Source organism: Paenibacillus sp. FSL H7-0716 (assembly GCF_038002705.1).
Classification (GTDB): domain Bacteria; phylum Bacillota; class Bacilli; order Paenibacillales; family Paenibacillaceae; genus Paenibacillus_AQ; species Paenibacillus_AQ odorifer.
Window position 1 is genome coordinate 1 of sequence record NZ_JBBODA010000051.1, and the last position, 21,081, is coordinate 21,081.

Annotated in this window: 20 protein-coding genes and 1 pseudogene; 4 read left to right on the plus strand and 17 right to left on the minus strand. The window is 44.0% G+C overall.

Translation table 11 applies throughout. The features are described 5' to 3' along the window. From MHH60_RS31025 to MHH60_RS31045, 5 genes are all read right to left on the minus strand, one after another. Nucleotides 1-963 (minus strand): galactose-binding domain-containing protein (locus MHH60_RS31025; protein ID WP_341161201.1); only part of this gene is annotated, 963 nt, incomplete at its 3' end. A 266-nt stretch (nt 964-1,229) separates the two neighbouring features. Next, entirely contained in the window at nt 1,230-2,924 is a 1,695-nt protein-coding gene (locus tag MHH60_RS31030) for a methyl-accepting chemotaxis protein (protein WP_076138758.1), read from the minus strand. Nucleotides 2,925-3,086: 162 nt separating this feature from the next. Then, a complete protein-coding gene (locus MHH60_RS31035) occupies nt 3,087-3,785 on the minus strand; it encodes a Crp/Fnr family transcriptional regulator (protein ID WP_036683474.1) in 699 nt (232 codons plus the stop codon). Between the two features lie 94 nt (nt 3,786-3,879). Beyond that, a complete protein-coding gene (locus MHH60_RS31040; RefSeq protein ID WP_076138759.1) occupies nt 3,880-4,404 on the minus strand; it encodes a hypothetical protein in 525 nt (174 codons plus the stop codon). Between the two features lie 24 nt (nt 4,405-4,428). Further along, complete coding sequence (locus MHH60_RS31045) at nt 4,429-5,946, minus strand: DUF4153 domain-containing protein (protein ID WP_076138760.1); 1,518 nt, start codon at nt 5,944-5,946, stop codon at nt 4,429-4,431. A gap of 112 nt (nt 5,947-6,058) precedes the next feature. Here MHH60_RS31045 and MHH60_RS31050 point away from each other — a divergent pair, with 112 nt between their 5' ends. Continuing rightward, the gene (locus MHH60_RS31050) at nt 6,059-7,750 is read left to right on the plus strand and encodes an ABC transporter substrate-binding protein (protein WP_076138761.1); all 1,692 of its coding nucleotides are present in this window, start codon (nt 6,059-6,061) and stop codon (nt 7,748-7,750) included. A gap of 73 nt (nt 7,751-7,823) precedes the next feature. On the opposite strand, the gene MHH60_RS31055 is transcribed toward MHH60_RS31050, so the two are convergent. The 7 genes from MHH60_RS31055 to MHH60_RS31085 all read right to left on the minus strand — a co-directional run bounded on the left by MHH60_RS31055 (nt 7,824) and on the right by MHH60_RS31085 (nt 14,188). Continuing rightward, the gene (locus MHH60_RS31055; RefSeq protein ID WP_256715251.1) at nt 7,824-9,497 is read right to left on the minus strand and encodes a CotH kinase family protein; all 1,674 of its coding nucleotides are present in this window, start codon (nt 9,495-9,497) and stop codon (nt 7,824-7,826) included. A 146-nt stretch (nt 9,498-9,643) separates the two neighbouring features. Beyond that, nucleotides 9,644-9,820, minus strand: coding sequence for a hypothetical protein (locus MHH60_RS31060; protein ID WP_256715252.1), 177 nt, complete (start codon nt 9,818-9,820; stop codon nt 9,644-9,646). A gap of 88 nt (nt 9,821-9,908) precedes the next feature. Beyond that, a complete protein-coding gene (locus MHH60_RS31065) occupies nt 9,909-10,400 on the minus strand; it encodes a DinB family protein (protein ID WP_076138763.1) in 492 nt (163 codons plus the stop codon). Nucleotides 10,401-10,431: 31 nt separating this feature from the next. Beyond that, the gene (locus tag MHH60_RS31070) at nt 10,432-10,875 is read right to left on the minus strand and encodes a GNAT family N-acetyltransferase (protein ID WP_076138764.1); all 444 of its coding nucleotides are present in this window, start codon (nt 10,873-10,875) and stop codon (nt 10,432-10,434) included. A gap of 334 nt (nt 10,876-11,209) precedes the next feature. After that, on the minus strand, nt 11,210-11,755 hold the full coding sequence (locus tag MHH60_RS31075; protein WP_076138765.1) for an AAA family ATPase: 546 nt from the start codon (nt 11,753-11,755) through the stop codon (nt 11,210-11,212). 116 nt (nt 11,756-11,871) lie between these two features. Then, a complete protein-coding gene (locus tag MHH60_RS31080; protein ID WP_076130640.1) occupies nt 11,872-13,290 on the minus strand; it encodes an NAD-dependent malic enzyme in 1,419 nt (472 codons plus the stop codon). Nucleotides 13,291-13,612: 322 nt separating this feature from the next. Next, a complete protein-coding gene (locus MHH60_RS31085) occupies nt 13,613-14,188 on the minus strand; it encodes a hypothetical protein (RefSeq protein ID WP_076138766.1) in 576 nt (191 codons plus the stop codon). A gap of 139 nt (nt 14,189-14,327) precedes the next feature. Between MHH60_RS31085 and MHH60_RS31090 the strand changes: the two genes are divergently transcribed. Next, the gene (locus MHH60_RS31090) at nt 14,328-15,323 is read left to right on the plus strand and encodes an acrylyl-CoA reductase family protein (RefSeq protein ID WP_076138767.1); all 996 of its coding nucleotides are present in this window, start codon (nt 14,328-14,330) and stop codon (nt 15,321-15,323) included. Nucleotides 15,324-15,623: 300 nt separating this feature from the next. Here the strand turns inward: MHH60_RS31090 and MHH60_RS31095 are convergent. Beyond that, nucleotides 15,624-16,211: pseudogene (locus MHH60_RS31095) on the minus strand (cupin domain-containing protein); the annotation flags it as partial. Nucleotides 16,212-16,382: 171 nt separating this feature from the next. On the opposite strand from MHH60_RS31095, the gene MHH60_RS31100 reads away from it, so the two are divergent. Continuing rightward, nucleotides 16,383-17,240 (plus strand): alpha/beta hydrolase, encoded by an 858-nt coding sequence (locus MHH60_RS31100; protein WP_081389196.1) that lies wholly within the window; start codon nt 16,383-16,385, stop codon nt 17,238-17,240. A 900-nt stretch (nt 17,241-18,140) separates the two neighbouring features. Here the strand turns inward: MHH60_RS31100 and MHH60_RS31105 are convergent. Further along, nucleotides 18,141-18,386, minus strand: a complete 246-nt coding sequence (locus tag MHH60_RS31105) for a hypothetical protein (protein WP_076139033.1) — start codon at nt 18,384-18,386, stop codon at nt 18,141-18,143. 187 nt (nt 18,387-18,573) lie between these two features. Then, entirely contained in the window at nt 18,574-19,107 is a 534-nt protein-coding gene (locus MHH60_RS31110; RefSeq protein ID WP_076139034.1) for a hypothetical protein, read from the minus strand. A gap of 175 nt (nt 19,108-19,282) precedes the next feature. Here MHH60_RS31110 and MHH60_RS31115 point away from each other — a divergent pair, with 175 nt between their 5' ends. Beyond that, entirely contained in the window at nt 19,283-19,552 is a 270-nt protein-coding gene (locus MHH60_RS31115) for an excalibur calcium-binding domain-containing protein (protein WP_076139035.1), read from the plus strand. A gap of 2 nt (nt 19,553-19,554) precedes the next feature. Here the strand turns inward: MHH60_RS31115 and MHH60_RS31120 are convergent, their stop codons facing one another. Together MHH60_RS31120 and MHH60_RS31125 are read right to left on the minus strand one after the other, a co-directional pair. Continuing rightward, nucleotides 19,555-20,316, minus strand: a complete 762-nt coding sequence (locus tag MHH60_RS31120) for an ABC transporter permease (RefSeq protein ID WP_076139036.1) — start codon at nt 20,314-20,316, stop codon at nt 19,555-19,557. Beyond that, nucleotides 20,313-21,062, minus strand: coding sequence for an ABC transporter ATP-binding protein (locus MHH60_RS31125; protein WP_232061291.1), 750 nt, complete (start codon nt 21,060-21,062; stop codon nt 20,313-20,315). The genes MHH60_RS31120 and MHH60_RS31125 overlap by 4 nt, the downstream gene beginning before the upstream one ends. Between the last annotated feature and the right edge of the window lie 19 nt (nt 21,063-21,081).

The window sequence follows — 21,081 nt, forward strand, 5'->3', positions numbered from 1 at the left end:
TGGTGTTGGAGTTGCCGTCGGAGTTGGTGTTGTAGCAGAAGCTGGAGTGACGTTCAAATTATCTAGATTCACATTTCCAGTGTCTCCTGCATCGTACTTATAAGTAATCGTGTTAGTGCCAGCATTCAGAGCCAGCGTCTCAATTTTTGTTGACCACGTATTCCAATTGGCCAGATTCGCAAGTGAGGTTTGCTTAATTTTAGTTCCATTCACATAAACACTGATGGTTTTTGTACTGCCTGATGCATTTGAAAATCTTAATGTAGCATCGTAGTTACCAGCAGAAGCCACATTAACACTAATTGCAGTCGCAGCACCTTGATTTAGGTAACCATCAACAAATCCTGTACCTGTATAACCTGTATGATCCGTGTTAACCTTGGCACCACCGGATAATGCAGCATTCTCCGCTTCATATCCTGAGGATGGATTTGTAGTTGTATTACCATGAACCTCAAACTCCGCTAACTGTGCTGCTGGCCAGACCGTATTGGATGTGAAATTCAGTTTCACATATCTGACATTCGCAGCTGTAAAGCTGATGGTCACTGTATTGGAATCACTCGTTGGATTAAATGTATAATTGGCGGAATCTACTAAGTTATTGTAAGCTGCATCATCTGTACTCCCTTGCACCGCTAACGTTTGAGTTCTTGTTTCCCAATTCGTTGGCAGCTTTAGCACAACCTGATTCACGCTGCTTGCTGCCCCTAAATCGACTTTAATCCATTGCGGAAAAACACCGCTTGCGCTCTCCCAATACGTTCCTTGGCTGCCGTCATTAGCATTGGCTGCTACGTATACATCACCGAAGGAGCTTGAAGTAATAGTCTTCCCTTGGGCTAAATTCCCCGCGGCTAAACTCACCGAGGGATATAATCCTAACTGACCTACAAATAATATAACAATCAAACAATAAAGTACTGCCGTCTTCCCGGTAAATCTTTTAGAAGCTGCTATCATTGAATAACCACCTCCCAAAATTTTGTGGAGCTATACAGCAGAAAGGATGCGCTTTCAAAACAGTAGTTTTATAAACATTCGCCTCCTACATTTGAAATGATGGATTACGGATACAAGCTAACTAATAACGCTAATAATATAAGTTATAGGTAGATGGCCGTCGATGGCGATTTCTATGCTTTGTATGTGGGATATTACGTTCAACAAAAAAAGCCCCGGAGAGGCCAAGGGGACTATATTGCCCCTTAACTCTCCGACGCTTCGTGTTATACATTAAATCTAGCTACCAACCCTTGCAGTCCATGCGCCATTGTACTTAATTCACTTGCAGAGGATGCAATTTGTTCGACCGAAGCCATTTGCTCTTGTGAGGCTGCTGACACATGCTGAGTACTCGCAGCGGTTGTTTCCGAGATTTGCGTAACGTTACGAATTGACTCTACAATCTCATCCGCAGCCGCCGTAATCTCCTCTACGGCTCCAGATACTTCCTGAACCTGTTCGGCGAGTGAATCTATAGATAATCGAATCTCACCGAAGGAACGTCCCGCTTCTTCGATAATCTCCGTACCTCCCTTTACTTCACGTATGCTGCTCATCATCACCTTCATGGCATCATCTGCTTCACTTTGGATCCCAGTCGCCATTTCTGCAATTTGATTGGCGGATTCCGCGGACTGCTCTGCCAGCTTACGGACCTGATCGGCAACCACAGCAAAACCTCTACCTTGCTCACCAGCACGAGCTGCCTCAATCGTCGCATTTAGGGCCAGCATATTCGTCTGCGAAGCGATTCCTTTTATGACTCCTACAATACTGCCAATCTCCTGAGATCGCTTCACAAAACCTTGGACCTGCTGTGATAAAGATTGTATGGAGTGATTAATCGATTCCATTTGCTGCCCAGCGGCCTGAAGGGATTCATCTCCTGTAATGGCAAATGCCGCAGAGCGATGGGAGGCTTCCGAGATGTCCTGGACACTGGCAGCAATTTGGCCGATTCCTAGTGATATTTCTGAGATTGTAATTGTATTAGTCTGCAAATCATTCATCTGTTTGGCTGTTCCAGAAGCGACTTCACCCATAATATCCGATATTCGTTCTGTGGCGCCTGCCGTCACTCCACTATCTGACCTAAGCTTTGTAGAGGAACTCGCGAGACTATTCGCTGATAACTTTACCTGCTCAATCATCGTGCCCAGATTATCTGTCATTTTATTAAAGTTAAACGCCAGTTCACCAATCTCATCTTTAGAACGAACACTTAACTTGCGGGTAAGATCGGCATCCCCATCTGCAATTTCCTTCAACTGAGTGTTCACATCACGAAGCGGTTTAATAATCCGTCCAGAAATTAGCAGCGCAAGGATCACCGCGAGCACTACCGACAATCCGGTCACACCAAAGCTAGTAATCAAAGCGTTGTTACGATGCGAATTTGCCAGGCTTTGTCCATTCTCTATTTCCTCCATGAGCATGTTCTGAAACACAATCTGAGATTCAATCATAGCGTCTAATGACAGGTTCGTGAATCTCTTCTGCGCTTCCGGGAAGTTGCCCTCCTTAGCTAAGGCAAAAGCTTCCTTCAGAACGATTAAATAATCATTCCATTTGCTCTTCAGCTCAGTTACACCCTTTAACTCAGCTTCACTTAATCGGGCACTCTCCAGCTCTGTAATAGCATTTTCAATCAATGGGAGCATTTCTTCATACTGCGCCAGATAGGAATTCCGCTCATCATCTGTGTTGCTCATCACATAACGAGCACCCAGCTCATCTGCGGTACGAATCTTATCCGTTAAACCTTGAACAAGTGACAGCTTGTCCCAGTTACGATTAACCTGATCTGTCAATTGGGTAACCTTCCCCTGAAACAATGTGTTTCCGGCTATCGCCACTAGAAAGACTATAATCACAGCAGTAAATCCTAAGACTATTTTTCCACGGATACTTTTCACCATCGTTTTTCCTCATCTCTCTATGTATGTAGGTCTATTTGGTACTTTTATCCTACTAGCTCTCCCTTAAGCCTCTCTGAATTTGAACTGAATGTTTGCTTAAAAAAAACAAAAAGACCCCTATTTCCGGCCGAGGGCAGGAACTAATGGTCTTTTGAGATCTTTTTATTCGTATAAATTTCCGTTAGCCAGCTCTGCCAGCTTCGATTCATCCAGTACACTTAAGCGTCCACGATTTCGTGTAATGATTCCTTCATCAATAAAACGACGTACGATTCGATTAAGATGCCGATAGCTTGTGCCAAGCAATTCTGCTGTCTCAATAAGACTTGAGGTCCGAATCTCCTCCACTCGCCGGTCACCGTTTTTATCCGCGAATAAAGACATTAAATAACTGGCAAATCGATTCTCCACAGGATACAACAGGTTAAGTGCTGAGGCTTGACCTAGCGTATGCAATTTGTGACTAAGTTCTCCGACGAGAAAACGTAACAACGCTGTATTTTCCTCAAGCTCTCTCAGGAGTAGTCTTCTCCCTGCAAAAAGAATCAAGCTCTCACCCACAGACTCCACTTGATTCTTAACAGGGAACCGGTGAAGCAGCTCTACATCCCCAATCACAGATATCGGATTTGTAAACCGCACCAGCATAGATTTGCCATTTGGCAGCAAGGTCTGAATTTTGAGCTTGCCCTCAACCAATATGAACATCCCATCCAATTGATCGCCAACCAAACACAGCTTTTCTTCATCCGCGTAACGTCTCAACTCCATTTTATGCGTTACCAGCGGGCTAAATATTCCGTCCAGACCGTTCTTCACTGCCAAGGCACGGACAGCCTCACGGTCATTTATCGTCTGCATGTAGTGCCCCCTCTATTGTTTGCTCCAGTGTAATTTAGAATACCCCACAAAAAAAGGACATATGTCCTTTTTAATGAGGTTTTCCTATGACACTTTACATTACAACAGAATCCACACAATAACGAATCATATCTACCTTCTGATCCTGCAGCCAAAATTCAATACTCCGATGGTTGATTTTATCCACGTATCCGAGAATCTCAGCCCCTTGCTCCCCTCTTTTATAATAAGAAGTGCCATAAGCCTTGATCACTTCGTCTGCTGAAGCTCCAATATGAATATCTCTTGCCGTACTCACCGTATGATCGGAATAGACGCTGATTAGAATGATCTTATCATCACCACGTGCTGTGGCTATTGTTGTCTCGTGACCCAGATCATAATACTGATACCGCTCTATATCATTATTTGGCTTAGGTTCCCTAGCGATTGAATCAAGGCTTTGAAGCAGCTGAATGCCGCCCAGACTTTCCTGTTCAAGATTGGTGCTGGAAACACGCGAGTAATGATTTTGTTTGGGCGCATTGTATAAATAGATATGATAAATCCCGTAACTTAAACCTACCGTAATAAAAATGATGATAAATGACCAGCCTCTTTTAAATGGCTTCTTCCTCACTGACCTCACACCTTCTTCTTACCTTTACTGTGCAAAATATTCAGCCAGCTCACGCTGCGCCAGATATTGCGGGAAATTAAACGACTGCCATGCCTGCTCACGCTTATTGAGTTCTCTCCATTCATTCTTTAAAAAATCATCCAGCATCTCATCTTCCTGTTCACTAAACCTTATCAGAGAAGGGATGACCTCCGGAGATAAACGGACCAAATAATTGGCATCCAATTTGCCACTTGCCGCATAACGATCCATATTTTTATTAGCGATAATAACATCCATCCCGATATAGTTCATGACGACGTAGGAGATCAAGCCCAGCACAATATAACATTTCGCCAATGGCACACGCTGAACAGCTATCCGTAAGGCTGCAACCACCAACAATAAGCCCATAAATATCATAAATGCATGCACTAAAAACCGAGTCGTGGTATAGCCGTACACCTCTTCATATAGAGTCAGACGGGTATAGGCGGAATATAGCATCACTGTCGAGCAACCAACCAGAATGTAGAGCAGGACATTAATGAATTTTTGCAGCCCTCCACTTCTTTTTCCTTCAGATACCAAAGCCAGCAGCAAAATCACGAAATTAATCGCAGCCACCATAATCAGCTCAAAAAATCCACTACGTGCGTAATCAGCATATGAGCTGCCCTCTGGTAAAATCCCTTCCCATGCTCCAAACAAGTAAGAAAACTGTACGAAAACAAACAATACATATACCGTGTTAATGGCTATAAGAATCGTCGTCATAATTATCGGATCCATTTTAAAGCTTACAGGCGCCAGTACTGGACCATATTCCTTAGGCTGCATATTCCAGTCATAAATTTTCGAATCCACATACCCCCACACTAAGCCGAACAAGCCCATGCCCAGCAGGATAATCCACAGCACCCGCACAAAACTTTCCCCAAATGAAATCCGATCCAGAACATTCGGCAGCTCCAGCAGTACATGATGAAACACTCCGTCCGCTGAGGACAGCAGAGTAACCACAACCAGCAATATTGGAAAAGAGATCGCAAGTCCTATCAGCACTTTCCCCATGACCTGCTTACGCTCGTCCTTCATCTTACTGCCGCCAGTCCTTTTAATGATCGTAAACACAGTGCTCCAATGGCGGAAATTCTGTGGAAGCACATGCTCCAGTGTGTTCCCCACTAATCCAAGCCGGCTCCAAGCCGGCCGTTTATCACTAAGCAAATAAGTCGTATGTAATAAAATCAACACCGGGATCACCAGCAGGTTCAGCCCAAAGAAGAAAAAATTATGAAAGAATAAATAGGTTAATGAAAGCAGAAAAATCGCTCCAAACCAGAAGTAACTGAATTTGTTAAGCTTGCGGATTTTAGCCTTGGCATAATAAAGCATGAACGCATAGAACAGACACACAAAGATTGGATACGATAGGCCCGCCAGCTTTCCATAAAATAAATACTGATGAACTATTGCCAGTAAGAACGCGGCAAGCAAAGCAGCAAGCGATCGATTAAGCCTAAGTCCCGTGCTCGTTCCCGTTTCCATTTCCTCGGTCATGGTAATTACCCCCATTTTCTTACTTTCTCATCCTTATTTTACGTGATAAAATAAGAAAAAAAAGAGAAAGAATTTATTTATAATTTCCTATTTTCCGAAAGGAACCAAAACAATGAAGCTGCATAGCCAATTTTTAAAGCTGCAATCTCATTTTGGGGGAGCCATAGAAATCTCAGTGACGATGGATGAGTTGGCATTGATTTTCGGCTGTACACACCGCAATGCCATGCATATTGTGAATAAAATGATGTTGCAGGAATGGATCAAATGGACGCCTAAGCGTGGGCGGGGAAGCCGCTCTTTGCTGCAATTTCTTGTTCCCTCCGAAGAAATAGCCCTTCAATCCATGATGCAGGCGATTAGCCGCAAAGATGTCCACAACGCTATAGAAGGCATCAAAACCCATGCCAGCTCCACCTCACTACAGGATACACTGCAGGGTTGGCTGCTGACCTATTTTGGGCATCATTCTGAAATTCGTAGTGACAAACAAATTGATACTCTCCGGCTGCCTATTACCCAGCAGCTACATACCTTCGATCCGTTATATATGAATCTGCTGGCAGAGTCATTTGTTTCCAGCCATGTTTTCGACGGGTTAGTGAAACGAAGCGGTGAACGGGACAAAATTGTTCCCTGTCTGGCTCACGCCTGGGAAGTCGATGAGAGCCGGACGCTCTGGACTTTTTTTCTACGCAAAGAGGTGTTATTCCATCATGGAAAAGTGCTGACAGCCAAGGATGTAGTCTATTCCCTGGGAAGGTTGATGCAAACCTCTAAACGGACACTCTATAGCTATATTTTCAAAGAAATCCAGAGGGTCACCGCATTAAATCCATCCACCGTTCAAATTACGCTTAAGCAGCCTAATGAACTATTTCTGCCATTTTTGTGCACGAGCAGAGCTGCAATTGTACCGCGTGATTTAGAAGGAATGGATGAGCAGAGCTTTGGCCGTAGACCCGTGGGGACTGGCCCCTTTAAGGTTGTGGATATGACCGAGGACACTTGTGTGCTGGAGGTTTTTCCTAATTATTTTCAAGGACGGGCTCATTTAGATCGGGTTGAAATCCTTTATGTCCCGTGGGATACCGAAACGTCATCCTCTGATACGGGTTCTGCTTTTCACGTGATTCAGAATCCCTCATCCGCCAGTTCTTCGACCTGGAGCCGAATTCATTCGGAGTCTTCCATTCGGAAATTCGTCACCTGCAATACGCAAAAAAAGGGACCGCTAAGCGATCCCCTGCTTCGGGCAAAAATAGTCTCCTGTTTAAAAGACGACTCAGCGTCCTTCGAGCAGGAAGTGATAAAAGATCAAGAAATCACGTTGCAAATCTCTACGATTCCACAATATGCTGGCGATGCTGATTTTATTGCCACTAGACTAGAGCAACAAGGTTATAAATGCAATGTCATTTCCGTGTCTCCAGAGGAATTTAAAGGTCCGATTCGGCTGGAATCTGACCTGATTGTTTTCTCATTATTTCGTGACGAGGATGAACAACTTCGTTTGTTTGATCTATACCTCACACTCTCTAAGCATATTGAACCGCATACTAGAGCGGATATTGAAGGCTGGTTATATACCATCGCACGCGAACCTAATCCGGTGGCCCGAGCGGAAAGTTTCAGTATCATCGAGAACCGTCTGATTGAAGAGCACCACCTACATATTTTGTATGAAAAGCCGACTCAGACAGCTTATCTCCCCTCTGTCCGCGGGGTTAGCTTCAATAGCCAGGGTTGGGTTGATCTTCGTCATGTCTGGTTTCCGCCACTGCTCTCTAGCAGCACAAGTTGATATGCTTGAATTAAAAAATGCGGAAATCCAGAGGTTACCCCGGATTTCCGCATATGTGTGATAAAGCTAATTATTAAGCTGCTGTTTTAGTCGTAGCTGTAACTGTAGAAGTTCCTGCATCCCACTTCACATCCATATTCAATCCCTCGGAAATAAATCTTACCGGAACCAGTGTCCGATTTCCGATAATTTGTGGAGGAACGTCGAGTGTGAGCGCTTTGCCATTGATGTAAGCAGTCTTGCTGCCAATGGCCATTACGATCGTTGTATTGTCTTTTACTGCGGTGATTTTCTTAGTCGTTTGATCCATGGTTACTGTAGTACCCAGAGCATTAAAGATTGCATTCACTGGCACCAGCACCCGGCCATCCTTATTCACAGGAAGCTGATCTGCAAAGCTGACCGCTGTTCCGTTTAAAAATACGGATATTCCGTTAGTGCCCGTCGTGTTCGGATTAGTTGTTGATGGTGTTGTAGTTACAGAGGGTAGAGGTGTGACATTAAGTCCTAGCTGGCCTTGCAGATTAGCAAGTCTGTTCAGCGCAAAGGTCATAATCGAACCTGCAGCCATTGTGCCCATACCTTGTCCCCCGCCTCCAGCGTTTCCTGTTGGTGGTGTAGGATTACCATCAGTCGCAGTCCCTGTATTATCAGGACGTGCTGGCGGTGTCGTTCCATCCGGAGGTGTCATGCCCTCCATCCCTTCAGTAGGTGTCATACCTTCCATCCCAGCTGGTGGAGTCATTCCTCCACTACCACCCATCTCACCTGTTGCTGAATAAGTAACATTACTTTCAAATTGTTCCATGGTATAAAATTTGGTTGGGTCTGCTTGAACGTAAGGTTTGATTAAGGTAGCTAATTCAGTAATTCTGCTCTGAATTCCTTCCAAATAATCAACCAGCTCAGATACATATTTCAGGTATTTAGTCTTATATTCAGGCACTTCCAACAGATTAGCAATCATTGGGACCTGATCTAAACTTATCCCAAGTGTAGGATTATCAATTGATGCAGTTACTGCGTTGGTATTGGCTGCGATGGTTGTTGCCGATGTAGAAGTTGTGCCCGCAGCAGCTGTTGTATCTGTTGTATCTGTTGTCCCTGTTCTGCCGCCTCCGCCACCAGAATACCCGTTAAAGGACATGTTCATATCCCATGGAAGTACACTAAATTTACCGGATGCATCCCCGTACAACATATAATTATGACCTTTATCCCCGTTATAGCTGTCATAGTTCCCCAATACAGCATTAGCAGCGATATACTTCAGTGCAGAATCCACATCTAGCACACTTTCAATAGAACCCTTCTCACCGGCAGGCATCTCATTCAGCACCTTGATGAAGTTCTTTAACGAAGCTTTATCATCTTCTTTACCTGTATCATAAGTTATCGTTTCGTAGTCACTGCCTTCTTTGTACTGCAGATAACTTTTTTCTTCTGTATCATACAAAACACCATCGTCATAATTTTCTCCATAGGTACGTTCTAGATAGCTGTCATCTATCGCTTCCACACCTACATAAAAACCATATAATTCTCCGTTGATATACAGATTCGTGAACACAGTCAAAGGTGCATCCACACCAACAGAACGGAGCGCTTCGTAATGTAAATATTCACGAATATACGAAGGGTCCGAAAAATTGTTGTTCAGTACCATTTTATCAAGACCAAGTAACGTTTGCTTCTTATCATATTTATCAAATTTCAGCCGGAAGCTGTATCTGTCCGAGTCTGTCATACTGGCTACAGATTTCAACGTCAGATTCCCTTTAGTAGAAAATCCAACATTTTCAACAACATTCCCGTCAACTTCAACCTTAACTTTTTTGTATTCTTTTTCGAGGGGACTTGCTAATATACTTTTCCAATCCGCATCATCAATCGTTACTTTACATCAATGATTCTGTCACCCGCGAACAGGGATTCATACGCTTTCGTTACACCTGCATCCGCCGCACTAACTAAGGGCGTGTTTCCAGCAACACCAAACGCCGTTGAGACGATAGCGAGACTTAGTGTAGCTGACATGAACTTTCTCAGCAAATTTTTCTTCTTCACCATGTGTAATCCTCCTTGAAGTACAGATTTATGTTTTCGCAGTTCAAGGAGATTGTAAAATATGAATCTGAATATACGCTGAATAGCTTGTCTATGCCTTGTCAGGCAGGCTGTTTATCAGCCCTTTGCCAATCAGATTAGCGGAAACCGGCGGTTTTCCGATCTCTCTAGCCCAGACCGATAATTGCCCGACATGATGAATCTCATGAGCAATCACATGGCGCATTACCTCACCCCAGGCATCAGTCACGATCCTGCCATCCGGAAGGTGATCCTCAAAAATCCTCTGCTCCAGCCCCTCATGCCAAGCCGTTACAAAGGGTTCCACCTCTGTATGGAATTTTGCATCCAATTCTCGTACTTGCTGCAAAGTCTTGTACCGCTCAAAATCCTCTTGAAAATCCGGTTTTCCTTGCAGTACTTGAATCCAGCTCCACTCCACATCCACAATATGAAAAAGCGTCTTAAGTATACTGCCTACACCACCTATACGTGTTGCGAGCAGCTCCTCCTCAGAAATATTCGCACACCACTCATACCATTGTTCACGGACCATCCTGTTATATTTAAAAAATGTTTGCAGGTTAAAAACCTCCTAGAAAGTTGTTGTGTTTTTAATGGGAGCTTAAATGTTTTCGGTATCCCTCCACCTTTTCATCTCTATAACCTAACGATTCATAGAACACATGCGCTTCCTTCCGCTGCTCACCGGAGACTAAAATGATATAGTAGCAGTCTCTTTCCCGGGCCGCTTGTTCAATGGCGTTCATAAGTTTTTTGCCGACGCCTTGACGGCGTGCCCGCGCTGAAACGACCACATTCTCAATCACCATAAACGGTTTGCAGTCCCCCACTAAGTCCTGACACACGATGCCCATCAAAGACCCTAGTAGCTTCCCCTCTACAAAAGCACCCAATAGAATGTAGCGGTTATCCGCCTTAACCACTTTAAATACTTCTTCAAGCTTATTAAGGTCAGACGGTTTATTCATCAGCTCTTGATATAAATTCCCCAGTTCAGGAAGAGATTCTATTTCTATTTCTTTTATAACAACCATGATTGTTCATCCTGCTTTCTTTTAAATTAACAGCCCTGCTCATACACATATAGTCCACCATTCCGTGGATGAGATATACGCTTTCCATTATAACCTCTTTGGACCAACTGCTGCGCCAACACCTTCATAAAAACTCCATGGGTAACTACTAACACATTTGCTGATCCAAAATCGCATTCTAAGCGCTCGATCATATGCTTCGACCCAAGCGTTAAAATTCTCCCCAGATATTCGTCCGCGCCTCGGTTAATTGTCCACTTTAAAGTGCCTCACTAAACCTATCTTCATTGAACTACACTCCTATTTGCTTAGACATTCAGAGCCCCTTTTAAATCTATGTATCACTTATACTCATTTGTAAATATCTCAACACGATCTCAACGCGCTCTCCAACCGATAAATCTTCCTCTATTCGTAAAACAGGACATTCCAGTGCGGACATCCATTTCTCATGCAGCACTTTGCTCCTGACTTCAACTCCAGCAACATCATATAATGCCGCCCACTCCATAAAGGTCTGATATGCTTCGTATTTACTTCCGCCAGGCAAAATATGATCACCATATCTCTCGTACTCTCTGGCTCTTAATCTATCTAAACGAATTTCCGGTGGAAGTCCTAGAAAAATAACCAAATCGAATAATGGTCGAAGGCCATCTCCCCAGCCACATACCGCACCGCTTAGAATCCAAGGCTCCATATGGGTCAAATCCCTTGTAATTCTTGCCAATCGCTCATTGACCTCACTCTGCTTAGTGAATTTATGCTCCCAAAAATAGTCGTCACTGTCTAACTGGACATGTGGCAACACTTTAGCTAATTCGTAACCTAAAGTACTCGTTCCTACCCCTGAGGCTCCCATAATATGAATTCTTCTCATACATTCCCTCACCTTTAAATGGATTTAAAGTTGCAATTCGGGCAATTTTCCTCCAAGTATAAAAACAAATAGACTGCTCTCTAAGTAAGCAAAGCAGTCCATTTATCGTATAAATCTTATTCCGTTATAGCTGCTACGTCTTTAGGAATCCGGCGTGCTGCATCCGTGGATATAGCCGCTTGGATTACTGCCAGGCGCACCTGCTCAACTACTTTTTCGTTAAAAATACTTGGGATGATATATTGCTCATTGAGTTCATCCGGATGAACGACCGATGCAATGGCTTTTGCCGCAGCCAGCTTCATTTCCAGATTCACAGTTCTAGCCCGGCAATCCAGTGCGCCACGGAAAATACCCGGAAAACATAACACATTGTTGATCTGGTTCGGATAATCACTTCTGCCTGTCGCTAGAACACGAACAAAAGGTTCCGCCAGATCTGGTTCAATCTCCGGTGTAGGATTAGCCATCGCAAAAACGATGTTATCACTGGCCATGCTTTTAAGATGATCCACGGTCAGAATTCCCCCACGGGACACCCCAATAAAGACATCTGCCCCTCGTATAACCTCCGTTATTCCACCCTCAATTCCCTCAGGATTGGTTGCGGCAGCAAGCTTCTGCCATTCCGGATTATCATACTGGAGATCTTTTCTGAGAACGCCTTCACGATCAACCGCATAAATATAACGCGCGCCCGCTGCCAGCAGCAGATTACATATGGACACCCCAGCCGCCCCAATACCCACAACAACAATCCGTGCATTTTCAATAGATTTATTTACAACTTTAAGCGCATTCAAAAGTCCTGCAAAAGCCACCACGGATGTTCCATGCTGATCATCATGAAATACCGGAATGTCCAGCTCTTCCGCAAGCCGGCGTTCGATTTCAAAGCAGCGTGGTGAACTTATATCCTCTAAGTTTATCCCTCCAAAGCCAGGAGAAACTGCTTTTACGATATTGATAATTTCATCCGGATCTTTGGTATTTAAGCACAGCGGAAAAGCATCAATGTTCGCCAATTGCTTAAACAGCATCGCCTTACCTTCCATGACAGGCATCGCTGCTTCCGGACCGATATCCCCTAGTCCAAGTACAGCAGTGCCGTCCGAAACGACTGCAACTGTATTTCTTTTCATCGTCAGAGAATAAGCTTTTCTGGGATCTTCGGCAATCGCTGTACATACCCGGGCTACCCCCGGAGTATACACTAAGGATAAATCCTCCCGATTTTTAATTGGCATTTTAGGTGTGATTTCGATTTTCCCGCCAAGATGAGCCAGAAATGTCCGATCCGACACGTTGATTATTTTAATTCCCGGCATCTTCGATAATATTGAGATAATATCTCCATTAGCTGCGTCTTGCACATTCACTGTTATATCTCGGGTAGTGACATCCTTCCCTGCACGTATCACGTCAATAGCAACAATATCTCCGCCAGCTGCGGCAATTCCTGAAGCAACATCGCCAAAAGATGCAACCGATTTCCGAATTTCGAGCCTGATAATCATTGTAGTCGCAATCGACATGAATTAGCCTCTCTTTCTTCAATCCTATTATTTAAAAAATACTATACTTTCCCATTTAAACATATCTTCCGCCTATTAACTAGATCAACGAAAAATTTTTCTTCTTACAGTATTCCCATCCGCACCCGATCCAAATACATCCTGTATGGTAGCTACGGGCACAGAGGCATTTTCCCATAAAAATAAAATTCATCATAATCTAAAGTGTATGTAAGCATAAACAAACCGTAAGCTCTTCTACTCTTCATTACCTTCTCTGCATGCTGTAGAGCATCCTGCCGATTCCTTTTCTCCTTTAGCCCTTTCTAGTTGTTCTCCTTCACTAAGGTCTGTACTGCTCTTCTAGCAAAACAACCTTACCTTCTACAAATGTCAGATGGAATAATCTATCCATTAGCTCTTCGCTAATAAAACTCGTATAGTCCACTTGCTGATGTCTCGCCCCGTTTAGTTCAGCTATAGTTACATCAGTCTCCAGCTTAACCCGCTTGATTTCTTCGCTTGCGTTTCTGATATAGAATCCATTAGGTAATGATTCGGGTTCTAGTACACCGTCTTCTTTAGCTGCAATTTCTGCCGCCTCTCCACCGAACCATTCCACCTCATCCAGATCCAGATAAACCGTATTCCCTTCTGTGATTATTGCCTTTATAAAAGCTAATTTTTTCTCCACTTGCGGTAACTTATAAACAATTTTTTTCAGTTCCTCCACACTCTCACCCTGCACTCCGCTCTCAGAGTTAGATTGGATTGAAATCTCACCCATAGTTTGAACTAGCTCCTTAGTAGTTGGGTTAGTCTTTTTTGGTGGCTTGTTGTAAAAAGAATATCCATTAAAACCAAGTGAGACTAATGTGATACCCGCTAAGACTGTAATCATTAAATTTTTCCATTTCATAAGCTTCACCCTCTATCACGCGATTTAACGGAACCTTAATAAACAATTGCGCTATATCATAGACAATCACAAGTTGACCGGGCAGAATAAATATTATATACATGTCTTACCTATAACGTAATTGAAGGAGCTCACACTTATGACAGAATCATTTCAAGCATTAGTTGTCGACAAAACAGAATCTTCCTTCTCCGTAGCTGTTAAACCGGTTATCCTAGAGGATCTGCCAGCTGGAGAAGTTGTAATTAAGGTTGCTTACTCCAGTGTAAACTATAAAGACGGTTTAGCCAGTATTCCAAACGGTAAAATTCTAAGAACATATCCCTTTATTCCAGGGATAGATTTATCCGGTATTGTGGTATCTTCCACAGACGGGCGGTTTCATAAAGGGCAGCAAGTCATTGCGACAGGATATGGTGTTGGCGTATCACACTTTGGTGGCTTTAGCGAATACGCTCGTATTCCCGCAGGTTGGATCACTCCCCTTCCCGACGGCCTGACGCTTAAAGAAGCTATGATCTACGGTACTGCAGGACTGACAGCCGCCTTGTCCATACTAGCCCTGGAAGATCATGACGTTTCCCCGGACAAAGGCAAAGTACTTGTAACAGGCGCTACCGGCGGTGTAGGTGGATCTGCTATTGCCATGCTTGGCGCAAAAGGGTATAGCGTAGTGGCAAGCACAGGTAACGCTGAAGCTGCCGATTACCTTAGAGGTATAGGAGCCGAAGACGTGATCTCACGTGAAGAGGTCATTGGCGGCGCCAGCAAACCCTTGGACAAACAATTATGGCAAGGCGCAGTAGATTCGGTGGGTGGTGACACTCTTGCCGCAGTTTTGAGTAAAATCACCTACAGAGGTTCTGTAGCTGCAAGTGGCTTAACCGGAGGCACTTCAGTCCCAACTACAGTACTTCCGTTTATTCTTCGGGGCGTTAACCTTCTCGGCATAGATTCTGTGGAATGTCCTGCAGACCTTCGCCAGAAGGCTTGGAAACGAATGGCAAGCGATCTGAAGCCAAGTCAGTTGGAGAACCTCGTGGATCGTGAAGTCACGTTAAACGAGCTACCGCAAGCATTGGAAGATATTCTACAAGGAAACCTTAGAGGAAGAGTACTTGTCCGTTTATCTTAGATTCAATAACGAAACCTCCCGGAATCTAGAATTCCGGGAGGTTTTTTTAGTTTACTCTTGGTTATTCGGATACTGGTAATGCGGCTGCTGCTGTACATAGGGTTGTCGGCGATAATGCTGATCATAACCCTGCGTATAGTACCCTTGCATCGGGTATGGCTGATAATTAAAGGCTTGTGTAGCTGGAGGCATTTGTGAAGATATCGGGATAGGTTGTGCCTGCATATGAGCGTATGGATTCATATTTGGCTGCATATTAGGATGCATATTTGGTTTAACATTGGCTTGCATATTCGGAGCCATGTTAGGGGCCATATTAGGAGCCATGTTGCTGCTGCCCATTACTTTATCTTCTTCGCAGCAGTCAGCAGGAGGGCCGATGAAGGTTCCAGGCTTGATTGGAGCTAAAGCTTCTTTTACCTTAGCTTCATTTAAGCAGTAAGTATGGGCTAATACATTAGCCGGGGTTTTGCTAAGAATATCCGAACCTAAGATAACCTCAGGAATAGGTGCGTCAAAAATCGCGAGCAGATGTGTATTATCGACAGTAGCTATCTCATAATGCCACCAACCTTGCGGCACATTTGCCACTTGACCCGGACAAATCGGAAAATGCAGAAGTTCATTTGTGAACGGATTGATTAAAGACACTACCGCTGAACCGCAGATACAATATACAAGCTCTGCAGCATTTTGATGATAATGAGGTTCAACCACATTTGATTTGCTAAGAAAAATATCCAGCAGCGATATGTTCTCGAGCGTATTCAATTGTTTAACCGACAGCAAGTTAATGAAGTTGTTGGCATCTTTTTTAAAAAGTGTATTAGTGTTCACATCAAAAGTAAACTCTGTATTGGGGGACGTATAGTCCATGTATGAAGTCACTTTTTTTCCTACCTTTCTGTTGCTATAAATTTTTGCTTTCCCTAAAAACAAGATATGCGTTTGCCTATGCCTAGGTGCGGAGATTCACTACTCCTGATAAAAATTCATCTTTCTTTTCTAAACGGGGCATCCTCTAAGTACTACACTCTCACCCCACATAGGAGGCACAGTATGAAATCGATTCGCACAAAAATAGTGTTAGCGTTATGTATCACTGTCTTTACAATTATGGGTTTCCAGCCTATGAATCTCAGCTCCACGGTTGAGGCCGCCAATAACAAAACAGCAGCGAAACAAGCGCCTCTTACATTTGTTCTAGTTCATGGGTCTTGGGCTACTGCTGGTTTTTGGGATCAAACGGCCGCCGCACTTCGCAGCTTAGGACACACCGTCTATACTCCGGAATATGCCGGACATGGCGGGAACAAAAACAATAATGTAACGCATGCGCAAATCACACAATCTGTTGTCGACTATATCAAGCAAAAAGACTTAAAGGATATTATTCTGCTCGGACATAGCTTTGGTGGTTCGGTGATCCAAACCGTCTCTCAGCAAGTACCGGATCGAATTAAACGTCTGGTATTCTTCGACGCCTTCGCACCGCTGGATGGGCAAAGTGTGGCGGACCAATTTCCAGCTGATTCGCTGAAGTACTTTGAACAGCTGAGAGATAATTCCGGCAATAACACCATAACGCTCCCTTTCCCTCTTTTCCGGGATACATTCGTCAACACCGCCAGTCTTGCGGAAGCGCAAGCTTTTTACAAACAAGCTCCTCCTGAGCCAGCAAGTCCACTTTTCGAAAAGCTTGATCTCAAGAAATTTTACAGTCTCCAGATTCCCAAAAGTTATCTTTATCTAACGGAGGACACCGCGATACCGCAAGGTCCGTACGGATTCCATCCTACACAATCCAGTCATTTAGGCGTTTTCCGCTTCATCGAGGGCAAAGGAGATCACATGACCACCGTTCGAACCGAACCCAAAATGCTGGCGGAATTGATGGTGAAGGCGGGAAGAGATTAGTCGCTAAACAGCTGGATAGTCTAGTAGCTGTTGTGGCTTGAGCTGGGGTTTTTGCGTTGAGCTGGGGCGAGCTGAGCTGGGCTATGTGACTCTGAGCTGAACTTTGCGACTTTAAATACACTAGAGTTTGGCGGTGTTCGGACCGAGTAGCTCTTATTTTCATAATTTCGGCGATTTAGTCATGCTATCGGACTCAGATGCAGCTATTCACCCAAATGTACTCCTATAATGCGTGATTTTAGGGGAATAAGAGCCATACAGTCCGAAACTCTCGCCAGAACGACTATAATGCCAAAATAGCTGCAATACAGTCCGTAACGATCTGTGAAGTGAGGTCTCTTAAGTAATTACCAACGTAAGCTGATGATTTGTGACGCTGAGCAGGTATTATCACGCTGAACTGAACATTGTCACTCTAAATACACTAGAGTTTGGCGGTGTTCGGACCGAGGAGCTCTTATTTTCATAATTTCGGCGATTTAGTCATGCTATCGGACTCAGATGCAGCTATTCACCCAAATGTCCTCCTATAATGCGTGATTTGAGGGGAATAAGATCCATACAGTCCGAAACTCTCGCCAGAACGACCATAATGCCTAAATAGCTGCAATACAGTCCGTAACGATCTGTGAAGTGAGGTCTCTTAAGTAATTACCAACGTAAGCTGATGATTTGTGACGCTGAGCAGGTATTATCACGCTGAACTGAACATTGCGACTTTAAATACACTAGAGTTTGGCGGTGTTCGGACCGAGGAGCTCTTATTTTCATAATTTCGGCGATTTAGTCATGCTATCGGACTCAGATGCAGCTATTCACCCAAATGTCCTCCTATAATGCGTGATTTGAGGGGAATAAGAGCCATACAGTCCGAAACTCTCGCCAGAACGACCATAATGCCTAAATAGCTGCAATACAGTCCGTAACGATCTGTGAAGTGAGGTCTCTTAAGTAATCACCAACGTAAGCTGATGATTTGTGACGCTGAGCAGGTATTATCACTCTAGGCTGAACATTGTCCCTGATGATTTGTGACGCTGAGTTAGCCTTGCCACTTTGAGCTGCACTGCCACCCTGAGTTAGCCTTGCCACTCTGAGCTGAACATTGCCACGCTGAGCTGAACATTGCCACGCTGAGTTAGCCATGCCACTGTCACTCTCAGATAGTCTTGCTACTTTGAGTTGGTACTGTCACTCTGAGCTGAACATTGTCACTGATCATTTGTGGAGACACAGGCTGCGTGAACTAAACGATTGTGCTTTCGAATCAAAAAAAGAGCAAGCGTATGGGAACCCCCTACTACGCTTGCTCTTTTTCCTATACATAACCAACCTACTTCCTGGGCAATCCGCCACGCGGCAGCTCGGGGTCCGATGTCACTCCGGTAATTACCCAGCTATTCTTCTCTTGCACAAGTGAGATTGTCAAAAGTATAGAAGGTGCTGGTCCACTTGAAGTCGCAGTATCCAGACGCATTTCTATGACCTCTGAATTCTTGTTAATTATCGTTTCTTTAGTGACCTCGTAGTTCGTGATCCAAGGGCTAGAGACACCCGTCACCCAGTTTAGTTCGACAAACCGCGGATACATAATCTTTTTGAAGTCTTTGGAGAAGATCGAATATTGAATTGAGGCATTACGATGCTGCAATCCGAACCCGTAAAGCTCTGATGCTTGAATTGCAGAAGGTAATATAATGCGCCTAGACTCCGGAGCTCGCTTGGGCATAGCCGATAGCAGTTCTCCATTAACGTGAGTCATAGTAACGGGGGCTGATGCACCCATGGCCATTCCCGGCAGAAGCAACAATCCTGCAATTAGGGCAGTCGCCATTTTCTTTTTGTTAATTAGAATCACCTCATTCATAGCCTGTTAACTACATGTGAATTGAATCTAATTATTCCCCCACTTCACTCATAAATATGTACACGGTTTCCAAATCCACCAATAATGTATACCTCAATGAATTAAACTGGTAATATAAAATACAACGATAGTATACAATCATCAATTCCATTAGATTTTTATAGGAGATGTTCCCATGAAAAAAATCTTAAACATTTGTCTAACAGCAGGCCTGCTGCTCAGTCTATCCGTCGCTACCTTGAATACAGCAAGCGCAGAATCCAAGGTCAAAACCTACAAAAACTGCACGGAGCTAAACAAAGATTACAAAGGTGGAGTAGCCATTTCCAGCTCAACCAAGAACAAAGGCGGCAAAACGAAATACAAACCCTACGTATCAAAAGAACTCTATAATGCCAATAAAAAAAGCGACCGTGACAAAGACGGAATCGCTTGTGAGAAATAGTCTTAGCCTTGCTCCACTATTTGCTTGAGCCTTAGATCCGGCGTGAAAAAGAGTCTGTAGCTCAGTACACTGAGCAGCATACTCGTTATGGCAGCAGAGGCAGTGAACGAGAACACAATTAATATCTGATAACGAACAGCTACTACAGGATCTGCGCCCGCGATGATCATTCCGGTCATCATTCCAGGGAGTTGGACAAGCCCAACCGTCTTCATACCGTCGATGGTAGGAATCATGCTGAATTTTACAGATCTTTTTCTAACTTCCTGGATTGCCTGTGGGACCGTTGCGCCAAGAGACAACAACGTTTCAATCTCCCCTTTGCTCTGCTGAATTTCATGCTTGATATGGTTAATGAACAACCCTGAAACCACCATAGCACTGCCAATGGTCATGCCGCTAATCGGAATGATATATTGTGGCGTAGCCTCAATGATATGTAAGCTGAGCAGAATGCCCATCATGAGCAGTTCCATAGTAGCAATAGCCAGTCCAATTCTCCAGACTAATCCGCGCAAGCCTTTGCCTCTTTTGGCTGCATTCCATGCGGCTACACTGATCATGAAGAGAATTATCACAATTACATAAATGATCTGATCCGATTTAAAAATAAATTGCAGCACATACCCGACTGCAAGCAATTGAATGGCCGACCGCACTGTGCCTACAATGATATCTTTTTCCAGTCCGAGCTTTTGCCACACGGAGACCAACATCGTCCCTAATACAAACAGAAGCGTGAAGCTTAGTGCTGTATAACTCATAACAACGACGCTCCTTCCGAAGGCCGAACGAATCTTTTAGCCAAATCTTCCGCAGATTCAGCAAAAAATGACTCGCTCACATGCTGTTCCAACCTGCCTTTTCCCATAAACCATGTAGTTGTGCTTATTCTGCTCGCCTGCTTAAGATCATGAGTAACCCAAATCATCGAAGTCCCTTCTTCCTTATGCCAATCCTCTAGTAGCTTCTCAACCATTTGAGTGCTGTTGACATCGAGCGAAGCGGTGATTTCATCGAGCAATAATACCGTAGGTCGGAGCAGCAAGGATCGAATTAAAGAAATCCGCTGCTTTTCACCACCCGAACAATCTGCCGCTTTTTTACTTAAATCCAAATGTTCCAGCCCCAATTGCCCAATTAGTCGCTGCACTAATTTAAGATCATAAGGTTTGTCATGCAGTCTGCTGACAGTTCTTAAATTATCCTCCACACTGCCAGACAGCATGACCGCTTGTTGTGCTACAAACCCTATTTTCATCCTCCATAATCTCGCATCCATACTTTTATATGAAGTCCCATTTACCAACATATCTCCCTCATCCGGAGCATCCAAGAGAGCCAGAATTCTAAGGAGTGTACTTTTCCCTTGGCCAGAAGCACCAATCAGTGCGATGCGGTCCGATTCAGCTATGTCTGCGGAGATTTCCGAGAAAAGATATTTCGAAGTGTGGTCGTTACTTTTCCAGTTAAGTTTTGCAAGACTTTGAATTTCAAAAATACTACTCAATCCCCTACCTCCTAATACC